Origin of the sequence: Allobosea sp., assembly GCF_035999205.1 — a bacterium.
GTDB lineage: Bacteria > Pseudomonadota > Alphaproteobacteria > Rhizobiales > Beijerinckiaceae > Allobosea.
The window spans coordinates 66005-84676 of sequence record NZ_DASYHA010000003.1 but is presented as its reverse complement, the minus strand read 5'-3'; the positions used below and the strand labels follow the sequence as shown (position 1 = coordinate 84676).

General features: G+C 67.5%; 16 protein-coding genes. 11 read left to right on the top strand and 5 right to left on the bottom strand.

The annotated features are described in order from the left end of the window. Positions 1 to 3135: an efflux RND transporter permease subunit gene (locus tag VGN82_RS00660; protein ID WP_327525046.1), complete on the top strand. Its 3135-nt coding sequence runs from the start codon at positions 1 to 3 to the stop codon at positions 3133 to 3135. A gap of 84 nt (positions 3136 to 3219) precedes the next feature. Here VGN82_RS00660 and VGN82_RS00655 read toward each other — a convergent pair whose 3' ends face one another. Next, positions 3220 to 4818, bottom strand: coding sequence for a gamma-glutamyltransferase family protein (locus tag VGN82_RS00655; RefSeq protein WP_327525045.1), 1599 nt, complete (start codon positions 4816 to 4818; stop codon positions 3220 to 3222). Between the two features lie 195 nt (positions 4819 to 5013). Continuing rightward, entirely contained in the window at positions 5014 to 6474 is a 1461-nt protein-coding gene (locus VGN82_RS00650; RefSeq protein WP_327525044.1) for a protein adenylyltransferase SelO, read from the bottom strand. A gap of 139 nt (positions 6475 to 6613) precedes the next feature. Between VGN82_RS00650 and VGN82_RS00645 the strand changes: the two genes are divergently transcribed. Together VGN82_RS00645 and VGN82_RS00640 are read left to right on the top strand one after the other, a co-directional pair. After that, a complete protein-coding gene (locus VGN82_RS00645) occupies positions 6614 to 9196 on the top strand; it encodes a bifunctional acetate--CoA ligase family protein/GNAT family N-acetyltransferase (protein WP_327525043.1) in 2583 nt (860 codons plus the stop codon). A gap of 145 nt (positions 9197 to 9341) precedes the next feature. Continuing rightward, positions 9342 to 9590 (top strand): DUF2934 domain-containing protein, encoded by a 249-nt coding sequence (locus VGN82_RS00640; RefSeq protein ID WP_327525042.1) that lies wholly within the window; start codon positions 9342 to 9344, stop codon positions 9588 to 9590. 19 nt (positions 9591 to 9609) lie between these two features. On the opposite strand, the gene VGN82_RS00635 is transcribed toward VGN82_RS00640, so the two are convergent. The 3 genes from VGN82_RS00635 to VGN82_RS00625 form a co-directional block, all read right to left on the bottom strand. Next, complete coding sequence (locus VGN82_RS00635; protein ID WP_327525041.1) at positions 9610 to 9921, bottom strand: hypothetical protein; 312 nt, start codon at positions 9919 to 9921, stop codon at positions 9610 to 9612. Positions 9922 to 10135: 214 nt separating this feature from the next. Beyond that, positions 10136 to 11275: a GGDEF domain-containing protein gene (locus tag VGN82_RS00630; protein WP_327525040.1), complete on the bottom strand. Its 1140-nt coding sequence runs from the start codon at positions 11273 to 11275 to the stop codon at positions 10136 to 10138. A 183-nt stretch (positions 11276 to 11458) separates the two neighbouring features. Beyond that, positions 11459 to 11710, bottom strand: a complete 252-nt coding sequence (locus VGN82_RS00625; protein WP_327525039.1) for a hypothetical protein — start codon at positions 11708 to 11710, stop codon at positions 11459 to 11461. A 496-nt stretch (positions 11711 to 12206) separates the two neighbouring features. On the opposite strand from VGN82_RS00625, the gene VGN82_RS00620 reads away from it, so the two are divergent. The 8 genes from VGN82_RS00620 to VGN82_RS00585 all read left to right on the top strand — a co-directional run bounded on the left by VGN82_RS00620 (position 12207) and on the right by VGN82_RS00585 (position 18647). Continuing rightward, positions 12207 to 12674 carry a (2Fe-2S)-binding protein gene (locus tag VGN82_RS00620; protein ID WP_327525038.1) on the top strand — a complete coding sequence of 156 codons (468 nt, stop codon included), beginning with the start codon at positions 12207 to 12209 and terminating at the stop codon, positions 12672 to 12674. Positions 12675 to 12773: 99 nt separating this feature from the next. Next, positions 12774 to 14984 carry a xanthine dehydrogenase family protein molybdopterin-binding subunit gene (locus tag VGN82_RS00615; protein ID WP_327525037.1) on the top strand — a complete coding sequence of 737 codons (2211 nt, stop codon included), beginning with the start codon at positions 12774 to 12776 and terminating at the stop codon, positions 14982 to 14984. Between the two features lie 14 nt (positions 14985 to 14998). Continuing rightward, positions 14999 to 15442, top strand: coding sequence for a sulfur oxidation c-type cytochrome SoxX (gene soxX, locus VGN82_RS00610; RefSeq protein WP_327525036.1), 444 nt, complete (start codon positions 14999 to 15001; stop codon positions 15440 to 15442). Beyond that, entirely contained in the window at positions 15405 to 15899 is a 495-nt protein-coding gene (locus VGN82_RS00605) for a thiosulfate oxidation carrier protein SoxY (protein ID WP_327525035.1), read from the top strand. The genes soxX and VGN82_RS00605 overlap by 38 nt, the downstream gene beginning before the upstream one ends. 10 nt (positions 15900 to 15909) lie before the next feature. Further along, complete coding sequence (locus VGN82_RS00600) at positions 15910 to 16233, top strand: thiosulfate oxidation carrier complex protein SoxZ (RefSeq protein WP_327525034.1); 324 nt, start codon at positions 15910 to 15912, stop codon at positions 16231 to 16233. Then, complete coding sequence (gene soxA / locus VGN82_RS00595) at positions 16230 to 17006, top strand: sulfur oxidation c-type cytochrome SoxA (protein WP_327525033.1); 777 nt, start codon at positions 16230 to 16232, stop codon at positions 17004 to 17006. Before VGN82_RS00600 ends, soxA begins: the two co-directional genes overlap by 4 nt. Continuing rightward, positions 17006 to 17353, top strand: a complete 348-nt coding sequence (locus tag VGN82_RS00590) for a c-type cytochrome (RefSeq protein WP_327525032.1) — start codon at positions 17006 to 17008, stop codon at positions 17351 to 17353. Before soxA ends, VGN82_RS00590 begins: the two co-directional genes overlap by 1 nt. A 25-nt stretch (positions 17354 to 17378) precedes the next feature. After that, positions 17379 to 18647, top strand: a complete 1269-nt coding sequence (locus tag VGN82_RS00585; protein ID WP_327525031.1) for an NAD(P)/FAD-dependent oxidoreductase — start codon at positions 17379 to 17381, stop codon at positions 18645 to 18647. Positions 18648 to 18672 lie beyond the last annotated feature (25 nt).

The window sequence follows — 18672 nt, the reverse complement described above, 5'->3', positions numbered from 1 at the left end:
ATGCTCTCGCGCTTTTTTATCGAACGCCCGATCTTCGCCTGGGTCGTCGCCATCGTCATCATGCTGGCCGGCCTGCTCGCGCTGCGGACGCTGCCGATCTCGCAATATCCGCAGATCGCGCCGACCACGGTGCAGATCAGCGCCAACTATCCCGGTGCCGACGCGCAAACGGTCGAGAATTCGGTGACGAAGGTCATCGAGCAGGGCATGACCGGCCTCGACAACCTGCAATACATGACGGCGACCTCGACCTCGACGGGTAACGCCTCGATCACGCTGACTTTCAACAGTCAGGCCAATGCCGACGTCGCGCAGATGCAGGTGCAGAACAAGCTCCAGCTCGTCACGCGCCAGCTCCCCCAGGTGGTGCAGAGCACCGGCATATCGGTCGCCAAGGCCTCGACCGGCTTCCTGATGGTCGCCGCCTTCGTTTCGAAGGATGGCCGGATGAACACGACCGACCTGGCGGACTATGTCGATTCCACCCTGAACGACACGCTCAAGCGCGTCGAAGGCGTTGGTTCGACCCAGCTCTTCGGCTCCGGCTATGCCATGCGCATCTGGCTCGACCCGAGCAAGCTCGAGAAATACGCGCTGATGCCGAGCGATGTCGCCGCGGCGATCCAGGCGCAGAACACGCAGGTTTCCGCCGGCCAGCTCGGCGGCCTGCCGCAGGTCAGGGGACAGCAGCTCAACGCCACGGTCACGGCGCTGTCCCGGCTGCAGACCGTTTCGCAGTTCGAGAACATCATCCTGAAGAGCGGCGCCTCGGGCTCGATCGTGCGGCTGAACGATGTCGCCCGTGTCGAGCTCGGCGCCAAGAGCTACGACACCGTCTCGCGTTACAACGGCCAGCCGACGACCGGCCTCGCCATCAGCCTCGCCACCGGCGCCAATGCGATCGACACCGCCAAGTCGGTCCAAGCGACGATCGAGCGGCTCAAGCCGACCCTGCCCGAAGGCGTCGAGGTCACCTACCCATACGACACCACGCCCTTCGTCACCCTCTCGATCGAGAAGGTCGTGCACACGCTGTTCGAGGCGATCGTGCTCGTCTTCATCGTGATGTACGTCTTCCTGCAGAACCTGCGCGCCACCTTCATCCCGATGCTGGCGGTGCCCGTCGTGCTCCTCGGCACCTTCGGCGTGCTGGCCGTTGCCGGCTTCTCGATCAACACGCTGACCATGTTCGCCATGGTTCTCGCCATCGGCCTGCTCGTCGATGACGCCATCGTCGTGGTCGAGAATGTCGAGCGCGTGATGCAGGAGGAGAAGCTCTCGCCCAAGGAGGCGACGATCAAGTCGATGGGCGAGATCACCGGCGCGCTGATCGGCATCGCCACCGTGCTCTCGGCCGTGTTCGTGCCGATGGCCTTCTTCGGCGGATCCGTCGGCGTCATCTACCGGCAGTTCTCGATCACCATCGTCACGGCGATGATCCTGTCCGTCGTCGTGGCGCTGGTGCTGACGCCCGCGCTCTGCGCCACCATGCTCAAGCCCGTCGGCGACCACGGCTCGCGCAAGGGTTTCTTCGGCTGGTTCAACCGGAATTTCGAACGTACGACGCGGGGCTACCGCTCGGGCATCGCCGGGATGATCGCGCGGCCGGCGCGCTTCCTCATCGTGTTCCTGCTGATCACCGGCGGCATGGCCTATCTCTTCGCCCGGCTGCCGAGCTCCTTCCTGCCAGACGAGGACCAGGGCATCCTGCTGACCAGCGTGCAGCTGCCGGTCGGCGCCACGCAGGATCGCACGCTCAAGGTGCTCGACCAGGTGCAAAAGCACTATCTCGAGAACGAGAAGGACCTGGTCGAGGGTGTGCTGACGGTTGCAGGCTTCGGCTTCGGTGGGCAGGGCCAGAATGTCGGCCTCGCCTTCGTGCGCCTGAAGCCGTTCGCCGAGCGCTCCGGCAAGCAGGCGACGGCGCAGGCCATCGCGGGGCGTGCCATGGGAGCCTTCCGTTCGATCAAGGACGGCGTCGTCTTCGCGCTGGCGCCGCCCGCGATCCAGGGCTTCGGCAACACGGCAGGCTTCGACTTCTACCTCCAGGATATCGCCGGCGCCGGACATGCGCGGCTGATGGAGGTGCGCAACCAGCTGCTCGGGCTCGCAGGCCAGAGCAGCCAACTCACCGGCACGCGCCCGAACGGGCAGGAGGACACGCCGCAATATTCGGTCGAGATCGACCAGGAGAAGGCGAGCGCGCTGACCCTCTCGCTCGGCAGCATCAACGATACGCTGTCGACGGCCTGGGGCTCGGCCTACATCAACGATTTCATCGACCGCGGCCGCGTGAAATCGGTCTATGTCCAGGCGGATGCGCCCTTCCGCATGCAGCCCGAGAATGTAGGCAGCTGGTTCGTGCGCAATGCCGGCGGCGACATGGTGCCGTTCTCGGCCTTTTCCTCCGGGCACTGGACCTATGGCTCGCCGCGGCTGGAGCGCTACAACGGCTCCTCAGCCGTCCAGATCCAGGGAGCGGCCGCGGCCGGCGTGAGCTCGGGCGCCGCGATGGAGGAGATCGACCGCCTGGCGACGCAGCTGCCGACCGGATTCGGCCATGAATGGACCGGCCTGTCCTATCAGGAGCGGCTCTCGGGCAGCCAGGCGGTGGCGCTCTACGCGCTCTCGATGCTGGTCGTCTTCCTCTGCCTGGCAGCGCTCTATGAGAGCTGGTCGATCCCCTTCGCGGTCATGCTCTCGGTCCCGATCGGCATCTTCGGCGCGCTGCTCGCGGCGTCGCTCTTCGGACAAACCAACGACGTCTACTTCAAGGTCGGCCTGCTCACGACGATCGGCTTGGCCGCCAAGAACGCGATCCTGATCGTCGAGTTCGCGATCGAGCAGGAGGCGGCGGGCAAGAGCCTGGTCGATGCCACGCTGGAGGCCGCGCGCCAGCGCCTGCGACCGATCCTGATGACCTCCTTCGCCTTCGTCCTCGGCGTGCTGCCGCTGGCGATCGCGACCGGGGCCGGCTCCGGCAGTCAGAACGCCATCGGCATCGGCGTGATGGGCGGCATGATCGCCGCGACGGTGATCGGCGTGTTCTTCGTGCCGCTGCTCTATGTGGTCGTTGCGGGAACAGTCAGGCGCTGGCGCAAGCCCCGCGTCGCCGCTGCAGCCGAGGCGCATTGAACGAGATCCCCGCGGTGCGTCATTCCGGAGTTTCGTTTCTCGAAATCCGAAACGATGGGCCTGTGTGCTCCCACGTCTTCGCGGTCACACCGCCACGACATAACCATCCCGGCGCGGATCGGCCGCGCCGGTCATGACGCCGGTCGCGGGATCGACAGCCACCGCCTGCATGCCGCCGCACTTCATCGTCCAGCCTACAGCAAAGGCCGCGATGTCGTGGCCGCGTCGACGCAGCTCGGCAAGCGTCTCCGGCGCGATCCGGTTCTCGGCCTCGATGAAGCGCCCGTCCCAGAGCCGCGAGCGCGGCGCCTCGATTGCCTCCTGCAGCGGCAGCCCGAAATCGAGATGCTGCACCACGGCCTGCGTCTGCGTCTGCATGATGCCGTAGCTGCCGGGCGTGCCCAGTGCGAGCACGGGCTTGCCCGCCCGCGTCGAGATGCTCGGCGACATGCACATCGGCAGTTCGTCGCCGGGCTTCGAACGGTTCGGGCTGCCGGTCTGGACATCGGACCAGTACAGGAAGTTGTTGAGGCATACCCCCGTGCCCGGCACCACGATGCCGCTGCCGAAGGGGCTGCCGAGGCTGTTCGTGATGCAGACGAGGTTGCCCTCGGCATCGGCCACCGAGAAGGAGGTGGTGTGGGACGGATCCTCGGCCGGCTGCGGCGTCCATTGCTCGGTCGGGCCCTCGACCGGCACGCCGTCGGCCACGCGCTGTCGCAGTTTCGCGATCGAGGCTTCCGAGAAGATCTCGGCCAGCGTTTCGGGCGAGGGGTTGTTCGCCGCGATGCGGACGCCTGCAGCCAGCCTGATCGCGCGATAGACGAGGTCGAGATGGTCCGGCCCGTCCTTGGCCAGTCCCGAGAGATCGGAGCCCTCGAGGATCTTCAGGCTGAGCAGGAACTGGAAGGCCTCGCAGGGCGGCGGCGGCACATGAATGTCGAGACCGCGATAGGAGGCGGTGAAAGGCTCGCGCCAGCGCGGCGCGACGGCCGCCAGATCGTCCATCGTCGTCAGCCCGCCGAGCGAGCGCAGATGGGTGACGATGCGCTCCCCGAGCGCGCCGCGATAGAGGTGATCCGCGCCCTTCGCGGCGATCTCGGCGAAGGTTCGCGCCAGATCGGGCTGGCGCAGCAGCTGGCCTAGCTTCACCGGCCCGCCATCGGGCAGATAGGTGGCGGCGAAGCCCGGATAGAGCTCCGGCCAGGCCTGAAGCAGCGGCGCCTGCTCGTTGAACTCGGCAACGCCGAACTCGGAGAGGGCGAAGCCGTCGCGCGCCAGCGCGATCGCCGGCGCCAGGATGTCGCTCAGCCGCTTGCGGCCATAGCGCGAGGCGAGCTCGCACCAGCCGGCGAGATTGCCTGGCATCGCCACCGCATGCGGGCCGCGTTCGAGGTCGGACCGTTGCGAGAAGCGCTCCGCCGGAAAGCTCTTCTGGATCGGCGGCACGAAGTCGAGCACGCGCACGCGCTTCTCGGCGGCAGACCACAATGTCGCCGAGCCCATGCCCGACAAGCTCGACATGAACGGCTCGACGACATTCAGCGCCGCAGCCGTCGCGGCGATGGCGTCGAAGGCGTTGCCGCCCTGGATCAGCAGCCGGGCTCCCGCCTGCGCCGCGAGCGGATGGGCCGCGGCGACGACGCCGTGGCGGGAATGGATCGTCGGGCGGCGGCCATGCATCGTCGGTCGTCCTCGCATTCAGGCGTCGGTTAGCCGGCACGATCAGAGCATAGGGCGGGCCGGTCGGAACAGGGCGTCGGCGCGGCGTTTGGCGAGACGTGGCTGGCCTCGGACGCATGGCTGCCGTCTTGGTGAGGAGCGCATAATGGTGCGACCTGACCCGCCTGGACAGGTTCGTTGCGTGCGCGATGGCGGTCAGGTCCCGCAGAACGTCGCCGTGATGCGCTCTTCCGGCTTCGGCGGCATCTCGTATTCCGCGAATTCGGGGCGTTCCTCGAAGGGCTGCGCCAGCACGGCGAGCAGTTCGGCAAATGGGCCGAAATCGTCGCGTTCCTGCGCCGCCGCGATCGCCGCCTCGATGCGGTGGTTGCGCGGGATGTAGGCGGGGTTGACCGCGAGCATCGCGCCGGGCGCGGTCTCCGCGCTCCGCTCGCGCCAGCGCGCCAGCCATTCGTCCAGCGCCGGATCGTCACCCAAGGCGGTGCGCAGCGGCTCCTCTCCTGCAAGCCCCGCTTGCAGCCGGCTGAGATGGCGGAAGCTCAGCGTGAAGTCGGCGCCTTGCGTGCCGAGCAGTTCGAGGAACTCGCTGCCGAGAGCCCTGTCGGCCTCGCCCTCGCCCTCGCCGGCGAGGCCGAGCTTGCGCGCAATGCCCGCATCATAGGCTGCCCGATAGCGCGGCGCGAAGGCGCCGAGCGCGTTCTGGGCGAGGGCAACGGCCGCGTCGGTGTCCTCGGCGAACAGCGGCAGCATCGCCTCGGCGAGCCGCGTCAGGTTCCACAGCGCGATGCTGGGCTGGTTGCCATAGGCATAGCGTCCCCCGGTATCGATCGAGCTGAACACGGTCGAGGGATCATAGGCGTCGAGGAAGGCGCAGGGGCCGTAATCGATCGTCTCCCCCGCGATCGAGGCGTTGTCGGTGTTCATCACGCCGTGGATGAAGCCGACCAGCAGCCAGCGCACGATCAGCTCCGCCTGCGCCGCGATCACGGCATCGAACAAGGCAAGATAGGGATTGGCGGCGCCGGCCGCCTGCGGATAATGCCGCGCGATGACATGGTCCGCCAGGAGCCGCAATGCCTCACCATCCTGCCGCACGGCGAAGAACTGGAAGGTCCCGATCCGGATATGGCTGGCGGCGACACGCGTCAGGATAGCGCCCCGCATCGCCTCCTCGCGCATCACCGACTCGCCGGTCAGGACGAAGGCGAGCGCACGCGTCGTTGGGATGCCAAGCGCCGCCATCGCCTCGCTGACGATGTATTCGCGCATTACCGGCCCCAGCGCAGCCCGCCCGTCGCCGCCGCGCGAGAAGCGCGTGCGACCCGCGCCCTTGAGCTGGATGTCGCGGCGAACGCCCGAGCGGTCGACGACCTCGCCGAGCAGGATGGCACGGCCGTCGCCGAGCTGCGGCACGAACTGCCCGAACTGGTGGCCGGCATAGGCGGTCGCGATCGGCGTCGAGCCCACCACGATGGCATTGCCGGCGAGCATCGCAACGCCTTCTGGGCTTGCGAGCCAGTCCCGGTCGAGCCCGAGCTCAGCCGCCAGCGCATCATTCAACTTGACCAGGCGCGGCGCGGGCACAGGTGTCGGCGGCGTCAGCGCGAAGAAGCGCTCCGGCAGTCTCGCATAGCTGTTGTCGAAGGCGATGGGCATCGAGCACGTCCGAGTGTGGCGAATTCCGGGGCAGGCCTGTCGCCTTTGTTGTCAGTCAAAGCAGATCGGGACACAAACGTTCCTTATGGCGCCGAGGCAGATGCCTCACCGTGCCGCCGCTTTCCGGGACGATGCTGCCATGGCGCCCGACAGATTGAAACGCATGCTCGAGCCCACCTCCGTCGCCCTGCTGGCGCGGCCGGGAGATCCGCCGACGCCGTTGTCGAGGAGCATTCGGACCGGCGGATACGCCGGCCGGCTGTTCGAGGCCGCGACGGTCGAGGACCTGCCCGAGCCGGTCGATCTCATCATCGCCCCGGCCTCGGATGCGAGCGTGACCATCGTCGCAGCGGGGCGTCGGGGCTGTGCCGGCGTGCTGATCGTCGATGGCGAGCGCGCCGGAGCCGGCGTGCTCGGGGAGGCGGCCCGCGCCGCCGGTGTCAGGCTCATCGGCCCCGACTCGCTCGGGCTGGTGGCGCCGCGCCTGCATCTCAACGCCAGCTTTGCCCCTGTCGTGCCGAAGGCCGGGAATGTCGCCCTTATCGCGCAGTCCAGCTCGATCGCGGCCGGAATCCTGGCTTGGGCGGCACGGCGCGATGTCGGCTTCTCCGGCGCCGTGACGCTCGGCGCTGCGGTCGATGTCGATCTCGCCGACTGCCTTGACCATTTCGGCCTCGACGGCAGGACGCGCTCCATCCTACTGGCGCTGGACGAGGTGGAGGACGCGGCACGCTTCCTGTCCTCGGCCCGGGCCGCAGCGCGACTGAAGCCGGTTCTGGTGCTGAAGCCGTGGCAGACGCCCGCAGGCAAGACCGCGTTGACGCATGCTGGGTTGATCGTCACCGGCGACCGGGCCCATGACGCCGCTTTCCATCGCGCCGGCCTGCTCCGGGTCAACGATCTCGACGAACTCTTCGCAGCCGCCGAGACGCTCGGTCGCACGCGTCCGCTCGCCGGTGGCAGATTGGCGCTCGTCAGCAACGGCTCGGGGCTCGCGGCACTGGCGGCCAGCCGCCTGCGCCAGCTTGGCGGCGCGCTCGCAACGCGTACCGGGACGGCGGAAGGCTCGCTCGAAGAGGCCATCATCGAAGCTCAGACACCTGCAGATTATGGCCGGGCCGTCACCGGCCTGCTCGAAGACGGCGATGTCGATGCGGTGCTGGCCGTCCATGCTCCCCACCTGCTTGCAGAGTCCGACGCCTGCGCCGAGGCCGTGGTCGAGGCGGCTCGGGAGGCTGGCCGGTTCAAGCCGGTCCTGGCTGCCTGGATCGGTGGAGGCGGCACCATCGCGGCCCGTTTCGCCAGTGCAGGACTGCCGTCCTTCGCGACCGGGGCCGAGGCGGTGGTCGGCTTCCAGCACCTGCTGCGCCATGCCCGGCTGCAAGGCGAGCTGATGGCGACGCCGCCCTCGTCGGAGGACATGCCCCAGCCCGATCTCGCCCTGGCAAGGGCGATCGTGGCGAAGGCCCTGGCCGAGCGACGCGATTGGCTCGATCCCGACGAGGTCTCGGCCTTGCTCGCGATCTATCGCATCCCCGAACTGAAGCCGGTCGTCGCGGCCGACATCGAGGCGGCGCTCGCCGTGGCGCGGCCCCTGCTCGCGCGCGGCCGGCCGGTCGCACTGAAGATCGTTTCGCCAGACATCATCCACAAATCCGATGTTGGCGGCGTCGCGCTCGATCTGGCGACCGAGGCCGCCATTCGCGAGGCGGCCGAGCGCATGCTGGCGCGGGTAAGCAGCGATCGCCCGCAGGCCCGGATCACCGGGCTCGCAGTGCAGCCGATGGCGCAGCGCGCCAAGGCCCGCGAGCTCATCGTCGGCTTTGCGACCGATCCCTGTTTTGGTCCGGTCGTCGTCTTTGGCCGGGGCGGCATCGCCGCCGAACTCATTGACGACAGCCATGCAGCCTTGCCGCCGCTCGATCTCGGGCTGGCCAGCCGGCTGATCGCCCGCACCCGAGTCTCGCGCGTGTTGGCCGCCTATCGCGACGTGCCCGCCGCGCGGCTGGATGCGGTCGCCGCCACCCTGGTCGCGGTCGGCCAGATCGCGGTGGACCTGCCCGAAATCCGCGAGCTCGACCTTAACCCGTTGCTCGCCGACGAAGCCGGCGTCATCGCCGTCGATGCGCGCATCATGCTGGAGCGCGTGCCGCAGCGGCGCCGCCGCCCCGCGATCCGCCCTTATCCAGGCAACTGGCACCGGCAGGTCAAGTTGCGGGGCGGGCTCGGCTTCTCGGTCCGGCCGATCCGGCCGGAAGACGAGGAGGCGATCGCCGCCATGCTCCAGAGAGTGACGCAGGAGGATCTGCGCTTGCGCTTCTTCGCGCCGCTCAAGACCTTCAGCCACGCCTTCCTCGCCCATCTGACCCAGCTCGACTATGCCCGCGCCATGGCCTTCGTCGCCTTCGAGGATGCGACCGGCGAGGCGGCCGGCGTCGTCAGGCTGCATGCCGATCCCGGCCATGACGAGGCGGAATACGCCATTCTGCTGCGCTCCGATCTGAAGGGCGTTGGACTGGGCTGGACGTTGATGACCCTGATCATCGAATGGGCCAGGGCGGAGGGCCTGAAGACGATCCGAAGCCAGGTTCTGACGGAGAACAAGCGCATGCTGGCCCTTTGCCGACAGCTTGGCTTTGCCATCGCGCATGACCCGGATGACCCTGCCCTGAGCATCGTCACCTTGCCGGTGGATTCCGGCGCCACGACCCTGCGCTCCTGACCAGTCGAAGCAGTGGAAAACCGGCCGCCGCAGCCGCCGGATCGCTCAGGTGTTTCTCGTCGAGCCCAGCATTGCGGCCACAGTTGTGTGGCCTGCTGCATCTTCGGCTGACGGGGCGCAGGACGCGCGACGTGGAGGACGTGCGATGAAGGAAAAAGATCTGAGCGAGATCAGGAAGATCGCCTACGGCCTGTGGGAGCAGGAAGGCCGGCCGGACGGGCAGGACCGGCGGCATTGGGACACCGCCAAGGAGATCTGGGCCTTCCGGCATAGCGGCGAGGATGCGCCGCAGTCGCAACAGCGGGAGCCGGGCGAGGCCAAGGGACTACCGGGTCACGCCAAGGCAGCGCAGAAACCCGGCCGGGGCGGCCAGTCGCTGCGCTCGGGACGCTGACGGCGAGAACTGACGGCCGTTACGGTGCGGGTTGCGAATCCTGGCGGTCCTTGGTGCGTCCCACGGCTGCCATGACCGCCGAGACGCATTGCGCCGATCCGTCCGTCGCGGCCAGTGCGCGCCCGACATAGCGCACGGGAAAGAGCATCGCCTCGCGATGGCTGTCGCCGAGCTGGTCGCGGCGGAGCTTGTCGGTCGTGACCGCGCCCTCCGCATGGGCGAGCATCTCCTTGACCGCTTCCGGCGTCAGCACGCCGGCCTTGACCAGTTGGCTCGTCAGTTCGGAAACGAGCGCCAGTAGGCCTTCGATCTGCAGATTGGCGGGATGCATGGGCGGGGTTGCTCCTCATCTGGTCGCAGGAGCGCATCGCCAGCCGCGAGGCAGGCATCCGCGATCCGGTTCGGCAGGGGAAGGGGAGGATGGCTGGCAGGCAAGGCTGGCACCTCCATCGTTTGGAAGCGATCCAAACTCCGTCAGTGATACGCCGCTTGCCGCCAAATGTTGAGAGGCGTTGTGACGGTCGCGGCGAGGCGGCGGGCTCGCGTCAACCGACCGAATAGAGCGCGTTGGCCTGGCGGAACTGGCCACGGCCGGCGCGCTTGGCCTCGTAGAGCGCCGCATCCGCCTTGCGCAGAAGGACACCCGCGAGATCGTCGTCGTTCGCGGCGAGGCGGTCGAGCGTCGCAATGCCGACGCTCGCGCCGATATGGACGGGTTGTCCCAGGACTTCGAAGGGCGTGCTCACGCCGGCGACGGCCCGCGCTGCCAGCGAGTCGGCGAAGCCCGGGCCGGTCTCGCCGCGGATCACGATCGTGAACTCGTCGCCGCCGACCCGTCCGGCGACATCCTCCGGCCGCAACAGGCCGCCAAGGCGCTTGCCGACCTGCCGCAGCAGATCGTCGCCGGCGGCATGGCCGAGCTTGTCGTTCACCAGCTTGAAGCCATCGAGATCGAGCATCAACACGCTGAGCGCTTCGCCGCTCTGGCAGGCGTCGGCCAGGATGCGGTCGATGCCGCGCCGGTTGAGCAGCCCGGTCAGCGGATCGTGCCGGGAGGCCAGGTCGAGCTCGCGCCGCGCGATCAGCAGTTCCTCGATCTGACCGACCATGTGGTCGGACCCTTCATAGATCGAGACCAGATAGACCACGAGCAGGATGCTCAGCGCCTGGTAGAGCGGATCCCCGGACAGGAGGAACGCTGCTGCCAGCGTGCCGATCGCCACGGTCGAAAGCGATGCACAGATCCAGTAGCGCAGCGTGCGCAGATAGGAGCCGGCCGTCAGGGCCATGACGAGCCCGATGCTCAGCACATGGCCGCCCTGATGGTCCGAGCGGAAGGTCGCGACCACCAGCACCGCGAGGACGAGGGTGAAAGCGAAGGCCGTATAGGCGTAACCCTTCTCCCAGCGACGCGCCTCCGCCAGAGAGAGCGCAATCCGCGGGTCGCGGCGGTGAAAGGCAGCGATGTTGACCAGTCGCAGGGCCGAGGTGATGACGCCGGCTGCGGTCAGGATCGTGAACAGCGGATCGCCAGTCTGCACCGCCATGATGGCGGAGCCGATGATCAGGCCGAGCGCAATGCAGATGATCTGCGGCGCCGCCCCGAAGAGCCGAGAGATGATCTCGATCTCGATCGCCGGCGGCAGGATCGAGGCCCGCTTCCTCTGTCCGAAAAACATCCCCATGCGGAATGGGCTACCGCTGGAGACATAAGAGCTCTCTAATGCGACCGGTACAATTTGAGCGTTCGACGCAAGCTGACGGGGAAACTCAGAAATAGTCAGTTGCCGAGGCAACTTTTTAGTAAACCCACAGTCAGAACTGCGCCGACGACCTGGCCGATGCCGCAAGTCGGGTGGTTATGCAGGCTATGAATCGAGGCGTGGCCCGAACCGGGCGCGGAAGGCATTGGCGTCTTCCGCATCGGGGAAGCTGACACGAATGCGGCCGTCCCTTGGTTCCATGAGGACGCGGGCCTGATGCGGGATGTGGTGCTCACTCAGCCAGAGCCCGATGTCGAACAGGCATTCGTTCAACGTACCGGGATCGAGTGGCAGATCGACCGGGTAGGTCGCTGCAGTACCCGTGGATCCCAGCGTGGTTATGCGGCTTCTTTCCATGGCGCAGGTCCGTGCCTCGGCTGCCCCTATCCCCGAAATCTAGGTACTGGCCCGGCGCTTCTTCAAGATCTTGGCGGGCTCGTCCGCACAGATTGCGCAGCTTCACATGACGGGCGCGCGACGCCGGCCTCGACCCGGTTCGTCGAACGCTGGGCTGCAGGAGGGGAGGGCGCTCGGGGCCGGTGGCGTCGACATCATGGCCATCACGTTACTGTGAGGCTGCCATCACGCAGCGGCAGAGCGTGAACGACGGAAAATCGCGGCCAACCAACACAAAACCTGCGAAATGCGCCCTGTTTCGGAACGAATCTGCTCCCGCTCGGCGTCTGTCACGTGGCGTGATCGGCCGGTCCTCAGGCGTTGGCGGATCGCGGCGACTGAGTTTCAATCCGCTCCAATTAAAAAACACCCGGTGCGCCCGCACGGCTGCCCGGTCCTCCGGCGAGGCGCGTGGGCTCTCTCGCCGTCCTTCTTGATCCGAACCGGGAGGTTTACGGTGGCGAAGCTTCATGTGAACGGCAGGGTGATCGATGTCGAGGCGGCCGGCGACACGCCGCTGCTCTGGGTGATCCGCGAACAGATCGGCCTGACCGGCACGAAGTATGGCTGTGGCGTCGCGCAATGCGGCGCCTGCACGGTGCATATCGACGGCGTCGCGACGCGCTCCTGCGCGCTCCCGCTCGACGCCGTGACAGCGGACCAGAAAATCGTCACGATCGAGGGCCTGTCGCCCGACGGCACGCATCCGGTCCAGCAGGCCTGGATCAAGCACGACGTGCCGCAATGCGGTTTCTGCCAGAGCGGCATGATCATGGCGACCGCGGCGCTGTTGCAGGCCAACCCGAAGGCGACCGAAGCCGATATCGCCAGCGAGATCACCAACATCTGCCGCTGCGGCACCTATGCGCGGGTCAAGACCGCGATCCTCGACGTCGTCGCCGGCGGCACGCTCGGCCGCGGCTGAGGTCACGCCAGCTTTTCGCATTCGTTGTGCGAGGTCCGAACGCGACGGGTCAAAGTGACCGCCGCCTCCCTCGCATCCATGCCAGATCCGGAGGACGACATGACATCTGCCTCGACCGCCTCTCCAAGGACCCCCGCTTCCCGCGCCGGCCTGTCCCGTCGCAACCTTCTCGTAAGTTCAGCCGCAGCTGCCGGCGCCTTCAGCTTCGGTTTCGCCATCCCGCTCAGGAGTGACGCACAGGCGCAAGCCACCAACCCCGAGATCAACGCCTGGGTCGTGGTTCATCCCGACGACAAGGTGGTGATCCGCATCGCCCGCTCCGAAATGGGGCAGGGCACGCTGACCGGCCTCGCCCAGCTCGTCGCCGAAGAGCTGAACTGCGACTGGGCGAAGGTCACGACCGAATATCCGACGCCCGGCCAGAATGTCGCCCGCAACCGCGTCTGGGGCAATTTCTCGACCGGTGGCAGCCGCGGCATCCGCGAGTCGCATGATTATGTCCGTAAGGGCGGCGCGGCGGCGCGCCTGATGCTGATCCAGGCCGCCGCCAACGAATGGAAGGTGCCCGCCGCCGAGTGCTCGGCCGAGAAGAGCGTGATCAGCCACAAGGCCTCCGGCCGCTCGCTGCGCTATGGCCAGGTCGCGGCGGCTGCCGCGAAGCTGGAGGCGCCGAAGGAGGTTCCGCTTAAGGACCCGAAGGACTGGATCATCGCCGGCAAGCCGCTGCCGCGGCTCGACACCGCCGACAAGACCAACGGCAAGAAGATCTACGGCATGGATTTCAAAATGCCGGGAATGCTCAACGCTGCGATCAAGGACTGCCCGGTCTTCGGCGGCAAGGTGAAGAGCTTCGACGCCGCCGCGATCAGGGCCATGCCGGGCGTAAAGCATGTGCTGCCGGTCGGTGACAGCGCGGTCACGGTCGTGGCCGACAATTGGTGGCAGGCCAAGACGGCGCTCGACGCCCTGCCGATCGTCTGGGACGAGGGCGAGCACGCCAAGGTTTCGAGCGAGAGCCTGGCGGCCTGGCTGAAGGAAGGTCTGGATGCCCCGACCGCCGTCGTCGGCAACCAGAACGGCGACGTCAAGGCGGCGATCGCCAATGCGGCCAGAACGATCGAGGCAGTCTATTCCTACCCGTTCCAGAACCATGCCTGCATGGAGGTGATGAACGCGACGGCACTCTATACACCGGAGAAATGCGAGGTCTGGACTCCCACGCAGAACGGCGAGGCGGCGCTGGCCGCGACATCTGAGGCCTCCGGCCTGCCGATCGCCAAATGCGAGGCCTACAAGATCGATCTCGGCGGTGGCTTCGGCCGGCGCGGCGCGGTGCATGACTGGGTCCGGCAGGTCGTCGCCATCGCCAAGCAGATCCCCGGCACGCCGGTGAAGCTGATCTGGTCGCGCGAGGAGGACATGCTGCATGGCCGCTTCCACCCGCTGACCCAGTGCAAGATGACGGGCGCGCTCGACAAGGACGGCAACCTCACCGGGCTGCATATGCGCATCTCCGGCCAGTCGATCGTCGCCGGCATCTTCCCGCAAAACATCCAGAACGGGCGCGACCCGGCCGTCTTCCAAGGGCTCAACCCGCCCGGTCCCGAAGCCTCGATCGGCTACGGCATCCCGAACCTGCTGATCGATCACGCCATGCGCAACCCGCATGTGCCCCCGGGCTTCTGGCGCGGCGTCAACCTGAACCAGAACACGATCTATCTCGAATCCTTCATGGACGAGCTAGCCCATGCGGCCGGCAAGGACCCGCTGGAGTTCAGGCGTGCCTTGATGAAGAACCACCCCAAGCATCTCGCCGTGCTCAACGCCGTCGCCGAGAAGGCGGGCTGGGGCAAGCCGCTGCCCGCCGGCGTCTTCCGCGGCATCTGCCAGACCATGGGCTTCGGCTCCTATGTCGCGGCAGTGGCCGAGGTCTCGGTCAGCCCGGAGGGGCAGCTCAAGATCCACCGCATCGTCGCGGCGACCGATCCGGGCCATGCGGTCAATCCGGCTCAGATCGAGCGGCAGGTCGAGGGCTCCTTCGTCTACGGCCTGTCGGCCTCGCTCTATGGCGAGATCACCATCAAGGACGGCCGCGTCGAGCAGGAGAACTTCGACACCTACGAGGTGATGCGGCTGGAGGCGATGCCGGCGGTCGAGACGGTGATCGTGCCCTCGGGCGGCTTCTGGGGCGGCGTCGGCGAGCCGACGATCGCGGTCGCGGCCCCTGCGGTCCTGAATGCGATCTTCGCCGCCACCGGCAAGCGCATCCGCAACCTGCCGCTCAAGAACGCCGATCTGAAGAAGGCGTGACGGCGGCGCGTGTGATGATGCGTCTGGCGTTCGCCGGTGCCGTGCTGGCAACCGGCGGCGGCGCACCGGTGGTCGGGCTCGAATCCTACTCGGTCGTCGGAGACGCGATCCCGCGCCCGCTCGGCGGCCTTCTTGGAGACGTTGCTCGCGGCGAGGCGCTGGTCCGCGACCGCGAGCGCGGCAACTGCCTGATCTGCCACCGGGGCGCGGATCCGTCCGAGCCTTTCCAGGGTACGATCGGCCCGCCGCTCGCCGGCGTCGGGGCGCGCCTCGTTGCCGGCCAGATCCGCCTGCGGCTGGTCGATGCGTCGAGGCTAAACCCGGACACGGTGATGCCGCCCTATTTCAGGACGGAAGACCTGCATGATGTTGCCCCGCAATATCGCGGCAAGCCGGCCCTGTCGGCCCAGGAGATCGAGGATGTCGTCAGCTATCTCGCCTCGCTCAGGACGCTCTGATTCCGGCCCGGATCGTCGCCGCGTCGTCGCCGGCGCAGCCGCCGGCCTGCTGGTCGCGGCCTTGCCGCCGCATGCCGCCGCCGAGGCCTCGCCGGAGCTCGCGCAACTGATCGCGCGCATCACCGAGGGTGTCGCGCCGGAGCGCGCCCGCATCAGCCTGGAAATCCCGGCCCTGGTCGAGAACGGCAATTCGGTCGATACGCGGATCGCCGTCGAAAGCCCGATGACGGAGGCCGATCATGTCCGCTGGATCCATCTGATCGCCGAGAAGAATCCGTTCCCGGACATGGCGCGCTTCCATCTCGGCCCGCGTGCCGGGCGCGCCGAGGTCGCGACGACGCTGCGGCTGGCGCAGTCCCAGACGGTCACGGCGATCGCGGCGTTGAGCGACGGCCGCTTCGTCATGGCGGATGCGAACATCGTCGTGACGCTCAGCGCCTGTATCGACGGCGGTTGAGGAGGATGCGATGACCTTCAATGCCCGCATCACCTTGCCGGCCCAGGCCAGCCCCGGCGAGATCATCGAGGTCAAGGTTCTGACCCGTCATCCGATGGATCGCGGCGGCCAGTCCGACGGCAAGGGCGGCACCGTGCCGCGCAAGATTCTGAACCGGCTCACCGCGACCTATGCCGGCGAACCGATCTTCCGCCTCGACATGCATACCGGCGTCTCGGCCAACCCTTTCGTCTCGTTCACGACGCGGGCGGTCGCGACCGGGGACATCGTGTTCGAATGGCGCGAGGACGGCGGCGCGACCTATACGCGGATCGCCAGGCTGATCGTGACGTGAGCCGACGCTGGCGTCCGTACCGATGGGCCCTCGCGGTCGCACTGACGGCGCTGTCGGCTGCGCCGGCGCTGCCGGAGGTCAGGTCCGGCAGTGACTTCCTTTCGCCGGAGATGCTTCGCCAGCAGGCGGACGAGGCCCGCAATCCGGCCTTCTTCTGGGTCGAGCAGGGGCGCGACCTCTTCAGCCGCAAGCCCGCTTCAGACCGGCCGGCGTGTAGTGGCTGCCATGCCGAGCCGCAGCAGAGCCTGCGGGGTGCGGCGACGCGCTATCCGCAGGTCGATGCCGCGAGCGGCAAGCTACTCAGTCTCGAGGGACGTATCGAGCTATGCCGGGTCGAGCGACAGGGCGAACCGGCCTTCGGTTATGAGACCGTTGAGCTCCTCTCGATGACGGCCTATGTCGCCTCGCTCTCGCGCGGGCTGCCCGTCGATGTGAGGACAGACGGCGCGGCCAAGCCCTATTTCGAAGCCGGCAAGGCCTTCTTCGAGCGCCGTCAGGGGCAGCTCAATCTCTCCTGTCGGCAATGCCATGACGACCTTGCCGGCCAGAAGCTGCGCGGCGACACGATCAGCCATGGCGTCGGCACCGGCTATCCGGCCTATCGCCTCGAATGGAACGACGTCGGCTCGCTGCACCGGCGCCTGCGCGCCTGCTCGCTCGGCGTGCGCGCGACACAGTTCGACTATGGCTCGCCGGAATATCTGGCGTTGGAACTCTATCTCGCGGCGCGGGCCAGGGGCCTGCCGGTCGAGACGCCCGGGATCAGACGCTGATGAAGGACGCGATCACGAAGGATCTGCGGCCCGTGCTGCGAAGAACCGCACTCGTCGCGCTATCGACCTTGCTGGCCTTCGCGACGCAGGCGGCCGCGGCAGCCGATTGGGAGCTGGGGCAGCATCTCGCCTCCGAATGCGTCGCCTGCCATCAGGCCAGTGGGCGCCGGCTGGAGGGCATTCCGGCGATCGTCGGGCTGCCGACCGACCAGTTCGTCGCGTTGATGGACGCCTATAGCCGGAAGCAGCGCGAGAATACGGTGATGCAGGCAATCGCGTCGCGTCTCTCGCCGGACGAGATCGAGGCGCTCGCCGCCTATTACGGCAGTCTCAAGGCTGCCGATTGAGATCCGCGAACAGGTGGAGAGCGCCATGCCGATCGATCGCCGAGGTTTCCTCGCTTCCGCGCTGGCCGTGCCCGCTCTCGGCGCTCCGGCCGTGCTCGGTCAGGCAAAGCCGCGCGTCGTCGTCGTCGGTGGCGGGGCTGGTGGAGCGACTGCCGCGAAGTACATCGCCCGGGACAGCCAGGGTGCGGTCGCCGTCACGCTGGTCGAGGAAAACGAAACCTACCAGACCTGCTTCCATTCGAACCTCTATATCGGCGGCTTCAAGAGCTATGACGAGATCCTGCATCGTTACGATGCGCTGGCGGCGAAGCATGGCGTGACGCTCGCGCGGGCCCGTGCCACGGCAATCGATCGCGACCGCAGGGAGGTCGCGCTCGCGACCGGCGAGCGTCTGCCTTACGACAGGCTCGTCGTCTCTCCCGGCATCGACCTGAAATACGACTCCGTGCCCGGCTGGTCGAAGGAAGCGGAGGAGGCTATGCCGCATGGCTGGAAGCCCGGCCGCCAGACGCAACTCGTTCGGCAGCGGCTCGATGCCGTCCCGGATGGCGGCGTCATCGTAATGATCGCGCCACCCAACCCCTATCGCTGCCCGCCGGGGCCCTATGAACGCGCCTCGATGTTCGCCCACGCCCTGAAGAGGGCGGGCAAGTCCAAGGCCCGGATCGTAATCCTCGACGCGAAGGAGAGCTTCTCCAAGCAGGCCGCCTTCCTGGCCGATTGGGAGAGGCACTATGGCGGCATGATCGAATGGCTCGGCCCCAAGGTGCATGACGGCATCACATCGGTCGATCCCGATACCAACAACGTCGTCACCGGCTTCGAGACCTACAGCGACTGCGCCTTCGTCAACGTCATCCCAGCACAGATGGCCGGAGAGATCGCGCGGAGCGCCGGGCTCGCTCCTGCCGGGGGCTATTGCGAGATCGATCCGGCGACGATGAAATCCGTTGCCGATGCGAACGTCTTCGTGCTTGGCGACGCCTGCATCGCCGGCGACATGCCGAAATCGGCCTTCTCCGCCAACAGCCAGGCCAAGGTCGCGGCCATGGTGGTCCGCAGCGAACTGACCGGCAGCCGCGCCTTCCCGGCCCGCTATTTCAACACCTGCTGGAGCCTGGTCGACACCGACGATGCGATCAAGGTCGGCGGCCGCTACGAACCGAGGGATGGCAAGATCGCCGCGACGGAGACCTTCGTCTCCCGCCCCGGCGAGAGCGATGAGCTGCGCAAGCAGACCCAGGCCGAGAACATCGACTGGTATCAGGCGATCACCGCGGACATGTTCTCCTGACCGGCGCCGCCCGGGCCGGCCTCCT

Bases quoted from the DNA above. Each gene is read 5' to 3' on its own strand.
- VGN82_RS00660 (WP_327525046.1), top strand. From the start codon at position 1: ATGCTCTCGCGCTTTTTTATCGAACGCCCGATCTTCGCCTGGGTCGTC.
- VGN82_RS00655 (WP_327525045.1), bottom strand. From the start codon at position 4,818: ATGCATGGCCGCCGCCCGACGATCCATTCCCGCCACGGCGTCGTCGCC.
- VGN82_RS00650 (WP_327525044.1), bottom strand. From the start codon at position 6,474: ATGCCCATCGCCTTCGACAACAGCTATGCGAGACTGCCGGAGCGCTTC.
- VGN82_RS00645 (WP_327525043.1), top strand. From the start codon at position 6,614: ATGGCGCCCGACAGATTGAAACGCATGCTCGAGCCCACCTCCGTCGCC.
- VGN82_RS00640 (WP_327525042.1), top strand. From the start codon at position 9,342: ATGAAGGAAAAAGATCTGAGCGAGATCAGGAAGATCGCCTACGGCCTG.
- VGN82_RS00635 (WP_327525041.1), bottom strand. From the start codon at position 9,921: ATGCATCCCGCCAATCTGCAGATCGAAGGCCTACTGGCGCTCGTTTCC.
- VGN82_RS00630 (WP_327525040.1), bottom strand. From the start codon at position 11,275: ATGGGGATGTTTTTCGGACAGAGGAAGCGGGCCTCGATCCTGCCGCCG.
- VGN82_RS00625 (WP_327525039.1), bottom strand. From the start codon at position 11,710: ATGGAAAGAAGCCGCATAACCACGCTGGGATCCACGGGTACTGCAGCG.
- VGN82_RS00615 (WP_327525037.1), top strand. From the start codon at position 12,774: ATGACATCTGCCTCGACCGCCTCTCCAAGGACCCCCGCTTCCCGCGCC.
- soxX (WP_327525036.1), top strand. From the start codon at position 14,999: ATGATGCGTCTGGCGTTCGCCGGTGCCGTGCTGGCAACCGGCGGCGGC.
- VGN82_RS00605 (WP_327525035.1), top strand. From the start codon at position 15,405: ATGTCGTCAGCTATCTCGCCTCGCTCAGGACGCTCTGATTCCGGCCCG.
- VGN82_RS00600 (WP_327525034.1), top strand. From the start codon at position 15,910: ATGACCTTCAATGCCCGCATCACCTTGCCGGCCCAGGCCAGCCCCGGC.
- VGN82_RS00590 (WP_327525032.1), top strand. From the start codon at position 17,006: ATGAAGGACGCGATCACGAAGGATCTGCGGCCCGTGCTGCGAAGAACC.
- VGN82_RS00585 (WP_327525031.1), top strand. From the start codon at position 17,379: ATGCCGATCGATCGCCGAGGTTTCCTCGCTTCCGCGCTGGCCGTGCCC.